9 protein-coding genes, 2 tRNA genes and 1 riboswitch are annotated in these 10,348 nt (G+C 57.9%); of the genes, 4 read left to right on the top strand and 7 right to left on the bottom strand.

Annotated elements, in window-relative coordinates; all coding sequences use genetic code 11:
• Positions 1-139: 139 nt before the first annotated feature.
• Positions 140-427: riboswitch (cobalamin riboswitch) on the top strand.
• Between the two features lie 238 nt (positions 428-665).
• Complete coding sequence (locus tag QZ302_RS06670; protein ID WP_294593849.1) at positions 666-1,748, top strand: hypothetical protein; 1,083 nt, start codon at positions 666-668, stop codon at positions 1,746-1,748.
• Between the two features lie 210 nt (positions 1,749-1,958).
• Positions 1,959-4,829: a glycoside hydrolase family 3 N-terminal domain-containing protein gene (locus QZ302_RS06665; protein ID WP_294593848.1), complete on the top strand. Its 2,871-nt coding sequence runs from the start codon at positions 1,959-1,961 to the stop codon at positions 4,827-4,829.
• A 65-nt stretch (positions 4,830-4,894) separates the two neighbouring features.
• Here the strand turns inward: QZ302_RS06665 and QZ302_RS06660 are convergent, their stop codons facing one another.
• Positions 4,895-5,500 (bottom strand): recombinase family protein, encoded by a 606-nt coding sequence (locus QZ302_RS06660; RefSeq protein WP_294593847.1) that lies wholly within the window; start codon positions 5,498-5,500, stop codon positions 4,895-4,897.
• A 252-nt stretch (positions 5,501-5,752) separates the two neighbouring features.
• Positions 5,753-6,289, bottom strand: a complete 537-nt coding sequence (locus QZ302_RS06655) for a DUF2148 domain-containing protein (RefSeq protein ID WP_294593846.1) — start codon at positions 6,287-6,289, stop codon at positions 5,753-5,755.
• A gap of 222 nt (positions 6,290-6,511) precedes the next feature.
• Here QZ302_RS06655 and QZ302_RS06650 point away from each other — a divergent pair.
• Together QZ302_RS06650 and QZ302_RS06645 are read left to right on the top strand one after the other, a co-directional pair.
• Positions 6,512-6,584, top strand: a tRNA-Lys gene (locus tag QZ302_RS06650).
• A gap of 28 nt (positions 6,585-6,612) precedes the next feature.
• Positions 6,613-6,685: transfer RNA gene (locus QZ302_RS06645), tRNA-Lys, on the top strand.
• Between the two features lie 147 nt (positions 6,686-6,832).
• Here QZ302_RS06645 and QZ302_RS06640 read toward each other — a convergent pair.
• The 5 genes from QZ302_RS06640 to QZ302_RS06620 all read right to left on the bottom strand — a co-directional run bounded on the left by QZ302_RS06640 (position 6,833) and on the right by QZ302_RS06620 (position 9,761).
• Complete coding sequence (locus tag QZ302_RS06640; protein ID WP_294593845.1) at positions 6,833-7,237, bottom strand: type II toxin-antitoxin system HicB family antitoxin; 405 nt, start codon at positions 7,235-7,237, stop codon at positions 6,833-6,835.
• A gap of 24 nt (positions 7,238-7,261) precedes the next feature.
• On the bottom strand, positions 7,262-7,456 hold the full coding sequence (locus QZ302_RS06635) for a type II toxin-antitoxin system HicA family toxin (protein ID WP_294593844.1): 195 nt from the start codon (positions 7,454-7,456) through the stop codon (positions 7,262-7,264).
• A 145-nt stretch (positions 7,457-7,601) separates the two neighbouring features.
• Complete coding sequence (locus tag QZ302_RS06630) at positions 7,602-8,216, bottom strand: DUF6549 family protein (RefSeq protein WP_294593843.1); 615 nt, start codon at positions 8,214-8,216, stop codon at positions 7,602-7,604.
• A complete protein-coding gene (locus QZ302_RS06625; RefSeq protein WP_365320716.1) occupies positions 8,213-8,674 on the bottom strand; it encodes a hypothetical protein in 462 nt (153 codons plus the stop codon). Before QZ302_RS06625 ends, QZ302_RS06630 begins: the two co-directional genes overlap by 4 nt.
• A gap of 211 nt (positions 8,675-8,885) precedes the next feature.
• Positions 8,886-9,761, bottom strand: coding sequence for a hypothetical protein (locus tag QZ302_RS06620; protein WP_294593841.1), 876 nt, complete (start codon positions 9,759-9,761; stop codon positions 8,886-8,888).
• Positions 9,762-10,348 lie beyond the last annotated feature (587 nt).

The raw sequence follows: 10,348 nt of genomic DNA, 5'->3' as shown, positions 1-10,348 counted from the left end.
GCTATGACAGCTTCGGTCTTAACAAGCTCTAAACCAGCGCACAGCTTCCTCTACTTGTCCTCATGTGCGCCATCCTTGCATGAACCACGCTCTACAAAAAAAGAAGGCGGGAGATTTGGCAAGTTCGGAAAAAGAAATCTATCTTTGTACCGGCAATGGTTCGCTGAAGCTCTCCACTCCGAAACGGACGGTCGGAGGGCGGCGATCAAAAGGGAACCGGGTGAGAATCCCGGACAGTCCCGCTGCTGTGAACCCCTCGGTACTTCGCGCGTGCGATACCGACAAATCGGGTGACAGGCAATCTTGTATACGCCACTGTTCGTGAGGACTCTCGCCGGCTCTGAGCCGACAGATGCCTCGGAATGGGAAGGCGCGGCCCGTCGCTCGGGGGTAAGTCAGAAGACCTGCCTTGCCGTACCCTTGTTGTCCGCTTTCGAGGATTTAGAGCCGGAGAACGCCACGATTTTTTACCTTGTTTTTCTGAGATTTCCGAAGAGGGAGAGTCGATCTCCGTGCGCGCTGTTTCGTGTGCGCGGAGAAGAACGACAGAGAACGGCCGTACGATCGTCGTACCGGCCGGAAGGTCGATTTTCGTCCGGGTTCGATGCAGTTTCCGACAGCGGCACAAGTCGTTTGGAAACCATTTTTAACTCACACGAAAAAAGATGAAAAAAATCAACCTCCTGACGGCACTCAGCGCCGCATTGTTGCTCTTCGGCTGTAAAGACGACAAAGGGCCCAAAGTGCCCCTGCCCCACGAACCCACCGAAACCATCGGATACTACGTCCTCAACGAAGGTACGCAAAGCGGCGGAAACGCGACATTGGGGTATTACGACATCGCAACGAAACATTTTACGCCGGATTATTTCGGAATGCAGAACCCGGGTGACGAGCTGGGCGATTTGCCCAACGACATGACGATCTACGGGACGATGGCCTATGTGACCCTGAACGGCAGCGGCGAAGTGGTCGTACTGGGAGCAGTCGACGGAAAAGTCCGGAAACGGTTGGCAGTCGAGGGAGCGCGCTCGTTGGCGGCGCACGACGGAAAAGTCTACGTCTCGTCGTATAAGGGCGAAGTCGTGCGGATCGACACCCTGACCCTGGAAGTGACAGGTACGGCTCCCGTGAACGGCAAGTATTGCGAGGGGATCGCCGTGTTGAACGACAAAATCTATGTGGCCAACAACGCCACTCCGGAAGGGATACAAACCAAAGGAAATACCGTGTCGGTGATCGATATTCGGACATTTACGGAAGAGGCGCAGATTACGACGCCGACTAATCCCGTCGGATTGACGGTCGGTGCCGGGCGGTTGTACCTGACGACTTCGGCTGTCTACGACGACTCGTGGACGACCATGCTGGAAGACGCGCGGCTCCATCGGATCGACCCGAAACAAAACAGGGTGGATTATACTTTTCCGGACGTGACCGTGTCGAGCATGGCCGTGCTCGGAGACTACCTCTACACCGTACATTTCAGCTGGGAGACCTACACGGGATCGTCCCGGAAAATCAATCTGGCGACCGATGCCGTGGCCGATTTTCTGGCGGAAGCGCCCGGCAACTCGGTCTACGGCATTTCGGCCAATCCGCTGACCGAAGAACTGTTCGTGATCAATTCCGGATACACCGGCCCGGGTACAGTGGATTGCTACAATGCAGACGGTACTTTCCAATATCAAATGACGGACCGGGCACAGGGGCCGTACGTCTCGAAGGTGGTTCCGGTGAATAAATAACAGGTAAAAACTTTAGTAGTGTAAGGTTTTTATTCGGAAGCGCCCCTTCCGGCGAGACGGGGCGCGGGGCACGGGGATGGTGGTTCTTCCCCGTGCTTTTTTGTATCTCCTTTTATATCTCTGCGTCCGGTGTCCGCACCCCGGATGTGGGGCGGCTGAGGGAAAAAGTGGCTATCTTTGTCCCGCTACTAACACCAAATCTTTGATTTTATGAGAAGAAAGACCGTGCTTTTGCCGGCCCTGTTCTGTGCATGTCTGGCGGGGAGCGCCGCCGCACAGGGGTTCGACAAAGCGGGAAAACCGGTGATCCGTCCCGAGTATAAGCCCCGGGGCGACATCTACCGAAACGGATGGATCGACTTCAACAAAAACGGGAAGAAAGACATTTTCGAAGATCCGACCCAGCCGATCGACCGGCGTGTGGAAGATCTCCTCTCGCAGATGAACCTTGACGAGAAGACCGCCCAGATGGCTACCCTTTACGGCTACGGCCGCGTGCTGACCGACGACCTGCCGAAGCCGGAGTGGAAGACCGACCGCATCTGGAAAGACGGCATCGGCGCCATCGACGAGCATCTGAACGGCTACCCGCCGGGGCGGAGCAACCGGAGCAATCCGTATGTGTGGCCGGCGTCGAACCATGCGTGGGCGATCAACGAGGTGCAGAGGTTCTTTGTGGAGGAGACGAGGCTGGGTATTCCGGTCGATTTCACGAACGAGGGGCTGCGCGGGGTGGAGAGCTTCAAGGCGACTAATTTCCCCACCCAACTGGGGGTGGGGCACACGTGGAACCGGGAGCTGGTCTACCGGATGGGCGAGATCGAGGGGCGCGAGGCGCGGATGTTGGGCTATACGAATGTCTATGCGCCGATTCTGGATGTGGGGCGCGACCAGCGGTGGGGGCGCTACGAAGAGGTCTACGGCGAGTCGCCTTACCTGGTGGCGGAGCTGGGGATTCAGCTGGTGCGCGGCATCCAGTCGCAGGGGGTGGCGGCGACGGCCAAACACTTCGTGGGATACAGCAACGGCAAGGGCGCGCGCGAAGGGATGGCGAGGAACAACCCCCAGATGTCGCGACGGGAGATGGAGCAGATTCATGTCTATCCGTTCGGACGGGTGATTCGCGAGGCGGGGTTGCTGGGAATCATGAGCTCGTACAACGACTTCGACGGGGAGCCGGTGCAGGGCAGCCGCTACTGGCTGACGGAGGTGTTGAGGGGGAGGTATGGGTTCCGGGGCTACGTGGTGTCGGACAGCGACGCGGTGGAATACCTTTATAGCAAGCACTTTACGGCGGCGGATATGAAGGAGGCGGTGAGACAGGCGGTCGAGGCGGGGCTCAACGTGCGGTGTACGTTCCGGTCGCCGGATTCGTTCATCGTGCCGCTGCGCGAGCTGGTGCGCGAGGGGGCGCTGAGCGAGGAGACGGTCGACGACCGGGTACGGGACATTCTGCGGGTGAAGTTCCTGTGCGGCTTGTTCGACAATCCTTATCGAAACGATCTGCGGGCGGCGGATGCCGAGGTGTGCAGCGAGGAGAACGAGGCGGTGGCCCGGCAGATGTCGCTGGAGTCCATCGTGCTGCTCAAGAACGAGGCGAACACGCTGCCGATCTGTCGGGACAGTGTGCGGTGCATTGCGGTGATCGGGCCGAACGCCCGGGCGACGGACTTCGTGACGGCCCGTTACGGGCCCAACGCCGTGGAGCCGGTGAGCGTGCTGGAGGGGATCCGGGCGGCGGTGCCGGAGGGGGTCGAGGTGGCGTATGCCAAGGGGTGCGAGCTGGTGGACGACAACTGGCCGGACTCGGAGCTGATGGACTATCCGCTGACGCAGGCGGAACGCGACAGTATCGATGTGGCATATAAAGCGGCCGCGGAGGCGGATGTCGTAGTGATGGTTTTGGGCGGGGGAACGAGGACGTGCGGCGAGAACAAGTCGAGGTCGAGCCTCGACCTGCCGGGCCGTCAGCAGCAGTTGCTGGAAGCTATTACGCCGCTCAAGGCGCAGGGGAAACGGGTGATTCTCGTCCTCATCAACGGCCGGCCGCTCTCCATCAACTGGGCGGATCGGTATGTGCCGGCCATCGTGGAGGCTTGGTATCCGGGGCGGCACGGGGGGACGGCGGTGGCGGAGGTGCTGTTCGGCGACTACAATCCGGGGGGCAAGCTGACGGTGACGTTCCCGCGGAGCGTGGGGCAGATTCCGTTCAACTTCCCGACGCTGCCGTCGGCCCAGAGCGACTCGTGGGGAGCCAACGGGCCGCGCAGCCATCGGGCACGGGTCAACGGGGCGTTGTATCCGTTCGGTTTCGGACTGAGCTACACGACGTTCGCCTACAGCGACCTGCAACTCTCCGACACTGTGATCACCCCCTATCGGGGGCTGACTGTCTCGTGCACCGTGACCAATACCGGCGACCGGGTCGGGGACGAAGTCTTGCAGCTCTATCTGCACGACCGGCTCTCCTCTGTGATGGCCTACGAAAAGGTGCTCCGGGGCTTCGAGCGGGTGCACTTGAAGCCGGGCGAGAGCCGGATAGTCGAGTTCGAGCTCCATCCGCGCGACCTGGAGATCCTCGACAAGGATTACAACTGGACGGTGGAGCCGGGAGACTTCACGGTGATGATCGGCGCCTCGTCGGAGGATATCCGGCTGCGGCGCGACTTTACGGTGGTCGAGGCCGGCCGGCTGCGGGAGATGCGGGCGACGGAGCGCAAGGGGGCGCTGGCGGCGAAGGTGTCGGCGAGCGTGGCCGACGGGCGGGCGATTTACACCGTGGACGGCGACCCGCAGACCGCTTGGGAGGGGACGAAAAACCAGTATATCACCTATGAGTTGCGCAGCGGGGCGAAGCCGTCGGAGATCGGGATCGCGTGGGCGGAGGGCGAACCCGTGGAGTTCGAGATTCAGCTTTCGAGCGGCGGCGGTCTCTTCATCCCCGTGTGGCGCGGCAAGAGCCGGATGAACAACGGCGAGACGGAGCGCTACCGGTTCGACGGCGCGACGTCGAGCGACCTGCGCATCCTGATCCTCAGCGATCGCGGTCGGATTTGCGAAGTCGAGCTGGCCGAGCTATAGGAGCGGCGGCGGCAATACGGACGGGGCAGGACTCACCGAACAGACGGGGCGTCCTGCCCCGTCTGCTATTCCGGGAATCGGTATTCGCGCCGAAAAGTGTAGTAGACTGTGCGCGAGACGTTGAACGTGCGGCAGATGTGGCTCACCGTGCGCCCCTGACGCAACATGTCCGCAATGGCGTGGCGGTTGTCGATCAGGATGCGTTTCTTGACGTCCGTGCCGTACGGCCGCCCGATATGGATGCCTTCGGCCTTGCGGAGAGCGAGTGCTTCCTTCGTCCGGAGCGACATCAGGTTGTGTTCGATCTCGGCGACGAGGCCGAAAGCGAAAGCCAGCACTTTGCTGTTGATGCTGTTGTCGAAAGCGTACCCTTCTTTGGTGCTGTAGAGGACGATGTTTTTTTCGAGACATCGGCCCAGAATCGACATCAGGTCGGTGAGCGTGCGGCTCAGGCGCGAAATTTCGGTCACGATCAGCGTATCTCCGCTCTGCATGCTCCGCAGCAGCGGGCCGAGTTTCCGGTCTCGATCCCGCGTCTTGCCGCTGACCGTTTCGGTGACCCACCGGTCGATGGCGAGGTCGCGGATCCGGGCGAATCGACGGATCTCCTCTTTCTGGTTCTCAATGTGCTGTTTGTCGGTGCTGACACGCAGGTAGGCTATGACGGACATGGTCGAAAATAATATGAAGAGGTTGGTAAATAGTACGGTTTGCCGAGTAGCACAAAGAAACGAAATTTCCGGCCGGATTGAAACTCGACTGCGGAGAAAAATGTGACGATTATTTCGGCAAACGACAGATATACAAATCGATTAGTCGAATTTTTTGTCAGATATCGGACGGGCGTGGCACGGGGAGAAAAAAGCCAGGCCCGGACTCTCGAAAGAGTCCGGGCCTGGCTGCGCAACCGGTTCGGATAACGGTCACAGCGGTTTCCGGTCGAAGAAAGGGTTCTTGCCGCCGGCGCTCAAAGGCACCCCCAGTACGGCGTGGCAGCCCGGCAGCAGGTCGAGATCTCGCGCCGCGACCCCGACCGAGTACATTACGCGGCAGTCCACCCGGTGGTCGGCAGCGATCGAGACTGCCGACCCCACGGCAATCCCGAGGTCGTTCATATTGAAGGCGCACGGTGCCTCCGGAGCCTGCTGTTCCTTGGCTGCGCAGGTCGGAAACCCGCACCACCCGCAGTCGAGCCCCAGTGTCGCGCGTCGGGTGCCGAACAAGACGACTGCGCCCGCTTGGCGGATATTGGCCCCGTCGCGGGCGAAAAAGCCGCGTCCCGGCCCGGCGCTCATCACGACGAGCCGGTCGGCGAGGCGTCCGATGGTGTCACCGGTGAGCAGCGCGAGTTCGAGGTGGTCGACGCCGCGGGCTTTCGGAGCTGTGCGGGCGGCGTTCATCATCAACTGGGCGACTTGACGAAGGGTCGCGTTCCGGAGGTCGGTTTCGGTCTCTATCATGACAAATTCGGTTGGTTTCATCCCCTGTTCGGAGGTCGATGTCAAATATCGGCAATATTTTTCGAACTGTCAAGAGCTTCGTTAAGCTCCTGTTTTCGACCGAATTACCCACTTTTCGGCCAATCTGTCGGTCATATCCGGTGTGTTTTTTGCGTTTTTTCGATCGATTTTTTTGCTCGGTTCGAAATTTTGTCTACTTTTGCAGTGCCGAAAGGGCCGCCTGCTTCTCTAGCTCAGTTGGTAGAGCACGACACTCTTAATGTTGGGGTCCAGGGTTCGAGCCCCTGGGGAAGCACGAGTTCGCACGCAGAACAAGGCATATTGATTCCGTAGCTCAGCTGGTAGAGCACAACACTTTTAATGTTGGGGTCCTGGGTTCGAGCCCCAGCGGGATCACAAAATATCCTCATAATCTATTGATTATGAGGATATTTTATTTTACTTGGGGCGATATTTGGGGCGAATTGCAAAATGGAGGTCGTAAAAAAGCCCCCGCCGGAGGGCGAGGGCAGCACGTCTCAAAATAACGTTCGTCAAAACAAGCTACAATGAGACGGATGAGAGTTGCTGGCAGATGGCCCGGATTCCGTTCGTGATCCGGCGCTCCATCTCCGGGCGCGGGGTACGCCATCCCGAAGCGTAGTGGGTCAACTGTTTTACATTGATCCCGGAGGCCCGGGCAAGCGCCGTGCGCGGAACGAGACCCTCCGTATAGTGAAGCAATGCCCGGACGTTGAGGTGATATTCGAGCTCGTACTCCCCGGCGAACTCCGCAGGGATCGGATCGCCATCGGCTCGCATTCCGGCAAGGTGCCGCCCGAGTGAGTACTCCATCCGCTCCTTCACTTCGTCGAGCGTCTTTCCGGCTACGACGACGCATACCCCTTCATTGGCCGGGGCGGCGCTATAATTTTTATCCCAACTGACGTTAATAATTACCTTTTCCATGATTCTGTGGTTTTGTGCGGGGTGCTATTTCCACCCCGCCTGTTTCCAAATACTGTTTAGAAGTTCCTGAGAGAGCGTTTCGCTCGGCTTACCGTTGACGGTTACTCGACCCTTTTTCGTCGGGTGCTTGTACTGCCGGTGACTCCCCTCTTGTTCTGCGAGGTACCAGCCGTCCTTCGTGAGTAGCTTGATGACCTCTTTTTCTTTGTAGCGTTTCATTGTTCTTAGCTTGTTTTGACACTACAAGGATATACAATAATATATCATTATGCAAATTCCGAGCCGAAAAAAGTGAAATTATTTTTGCCGGCCACAAAAAAAGCGACCCCGAGAGGTCGCTCATTACCCGCCCACGGACGGCGGATCACTTGCGGATCGTGATAAACTCCGCCCCAATGATCTCGGTATGCGGATTCCGGCTGACGATCTCCTGCCGCCGCTCCTTCACCCGCTTGGTCTTCCAGAGGAACCCGAGGAACCGCTTCGGAACGACGTGCTCCACGTAGAGCAGGCTGTCACGGCTTCGGATCGTACCCTCGAAAAGGTTCTCGCCGGAGAAGCATCCGGAGAAGTCAAGCCAGGTATCGTGATAGTCAACACAGCGGATAGTATTCGGCTTTCCTTTAATATATACGATGCTGTCCCGAACGGTCGACCGGAGGGCATAGATCGTCTCCGTCTGGGCCGTGGCGATGGATTCGAGGCGCTTCTTGTCGGCCCGCAGGGTCGAGATCAGTTTCGCGTCCTCGGCCCGGTACCGCTCGAACTCCTCGAGCTTCAGCTCGATTGCCCTGGTACTGACGGCGTTGAGGCTATCCTTCGTCTTGTAGTGCTCGTTCTCGCTCAGGAGAGCCTCCGTATTGGACTTGTAGACATTCCGGTCGGCCTTTACCCGTCGGATCGTATTGTGTTGAATCAGGACGGCGAGAATGAGCACGGCGGCCAATATAGCCGCGGCGATGTTGAGGTATTTTTTCATGGTAGTAAAAAAGAGCGCCCCGCGAGGCGCTCTGTCGGTTGAGGGTTAATAATTACTCGGCCAGTTCGTCGACGTAGGCCCATACGGCGGTTCTCGACCTTCCGGCCGTAGTCCTCAACGAAGTCGACGAAGAACGTCCCCGGAGACTTGTCGGAGGATTTCGTGAAGAAGGAGGTAAACTGCCTCCAGAACTCCTCCTGCGGAGGCGTATCCGCCAGCGGCGTGAAGTGTTTGATCGTATCCTTTACTGCCGCCTCCCACGCGTCGATCTTCTCGTTGATGGCCTCGGCGAGTTCGTTTCTCTTCACGACCCGGCACCGCTGCTCCTTCGTATTCCAATCGGCGACGTATGTTGATTCGTTCAAAGGTTTTCTGTACCTTCGTCCTCGGAAGTACACCACAAGAATGATGCTCGACTTGATCGAGTTCGCATTGTGAAGCTGGAATGAGTGAGGCATACGTGGGGCGCTATTTGGGGCGGTTTGTATCCGATGTGCATATTTCATACATCGGTTTGCTTGTGGCAAATATAACAAATAAAAGGATTTACCGGAGTATGAAAAAACCACATAGATATTCTACTACTCCCAGCGGGATCACGCGAGAGTCTCCTGATCGATCAGGAGGCTCTTCGTTTTTTACAGTCAATTTTTGTAACCGATAGTCGGCTTATTCCTCTGTAGGATGGATGATTTCGGGGGATTCGGGTTGCAGCGTGGTGGATTCTTTGTCGAGAAAGAGCTGGTCGCTCGGGCTGTCGCTGCAAATCACGTGTAGGATTTTTTCATGTTTCCGGGTGAAAACGAACGGGTGGTTCTCGCGCAGAATGCGTTCCGTTCCATCTGCCTTGATCCACCGAATCGTAGTGGGAATGCTCTCCTGATAGTCGTCGTCCTGCCACTCTCCGGCCGAGGGATCGGCGTGGGAGAAGCAGAAGGTCTTCTTGGTCACGGCGCCCGGTTCGCCGGCTGGGATCGTCAGTTTCGGGGCGCCTTCCATCTCGATCTCCAAGGTGCCTTCCTGAAAATCTTGTGGCTGCACGCTCAGGGCGAAACAAACCCACTTGAGCGGGATGGTGAGATGGGTGTCGGTCTCGGGCGAGACCCCGTCCAGGCAACCGTAAAAACGGCTAACCGGCGGACGGGTGTAGCTTTGAGGGGTTGTTTCTGCCGAAAGGGTTGCTTCGCCTCGGGTCAGGTTGTTCAGACTGGTGGTCATAGTTTTCGTAAACTGGTTGGTCACTTTGCCGGGCCCGTTTCCGATACCTCCCAGATCGAACGGGGCTCCGTAGGTGCCGTTTCCGCCGGAGGCTATGATTGCTGTCGCTTGTTCTACGACGGTGACTTCAATTCTATAGCTCTTTCCGATTTCCAGCTCGAGTTTCATCCGGGAGGGGTCGTCGAAAATGCCGTAGGCGTATTTGATGGAGCCTTTATATATCTGAACGGCATAGAGGTCTTTGCCTTCGGCTCGGGTGGCTGTACGGTCTGCGCGTAGGGGATGATCTTGCTCTACTACGACTTCCCGTTCGACCTGGAGTTGCACTTGGCAGCTGGGGCCGGGTGGAAGGGGAGAGGGGCGGTCCAGTCTGCACGCTGTGCACAACAGTATGGCGCTGACGATAAGGGGTGCTCTCCGGATGGTTCTCATGGGGTCGGGGAATTGGTTCTAATCTCAAATATAAACTATTTTGGTTGGATATTCTCAAAAACGACTATAAATTTTATTTAAATGGTTTGAATATATTATAAATCGAATGTTATGTGTTGTTTTGAGGGGCGGTAAATGATGTTTGGCTTTTGGAAAAGGGGGTGTTTGAAGGCTGTGTTCTGTTCTTTGTGGGCGCCCGGTCAAAAAACGAGGTAGAGGCTGCCCTTTGCCCACCGCGGGCACGCGGGGCCCGCCGGCGGACGCGTTCGCGCCACGGCGGGCGGCCTTTATTACTTAAAAGTAACCACGCGCCGCCTAAAGGAGCGATTCAGCTATTTCGGCGGTAAGCCGAATATAGCTGAATCGTGCAGGTGCGCGGACAAAGAATGGGGGTAGAGGCTGCCCATTCCGAGTGTCGGAAGGCACCGCCCGCCCGGCGTAAGGGCAGTACCCTCCCGTAGGATAGACGCGCGCCACGCCTT

This window comes from uncultured Rikenella sp. (assembly GCF_910579375.1).
Taxonomy (GTDB): Bacteria; Bacteroidota; Bacteroidia; order Bacteroidales; family Rikenellaceae; genus Rikenella.
Note: the sequence above shows the minus strand (reverse complement) of the source record. Positions and strands in the feature narration are given on the sequence as shown.

Coding starts and splice junctions, on each gene's coding strand:
- QZ302_RS06670 (WP_294593849.1), top strand. CDS start 666: ATGAAAAAAATCAACCTCCTGACGGCACTCAGCGCCGCATTGTTGCTC.
- QZ302_RS06665 (WP_294593848.1), top strand. CDS start 1,959: ATGAGAAGAAAGACCGTGCTTTTGCCGGCCCTGTTCTGTGCATGTCTG.
- QZ302_RS06660 (WP_294593847.1), bottom strand. CDS start 5,500: ATGTCCGTCATAGCCTACCTGCGTGTCAGCACCGACAAACAGCACATT.
- QZ302_RS06655 (WP_294593846.1), bottom strand. CDS start 6,289: ATGATAGAGACCGAAACCGACCTCCGGAACGCGACCCTTCGTCAAGTC.
- QZ302_RS06640 (WP_294593845.1), bottom strand. CDS start 7,237: ATGGAAAAGGTAATTATTAACGTCAGTTGGGATAAAAATTATAGCGCC.
- QZ302_RS06635 (WP_294593844.1), bottom strand. CDS start 7,456: ATGAAACGCTACAAAGAAAAAGAGGTCATCAAGCTACTCACGAAGGAC.
- QZ302_RS06630 (WP_294593843.1), bottom strand. CDS start 8,216: ATGAAAAAATACCTCAACATCGCCGCGGCTATATTGGCCGCCGTGCTC.
- QZ302_RS06625 (WP_365320716.1), bottom strand. CDS start 8,674: ATGCCTCACTCATTCCAGCTTCACAATGCGAACTCGATCAAGTCGAGC.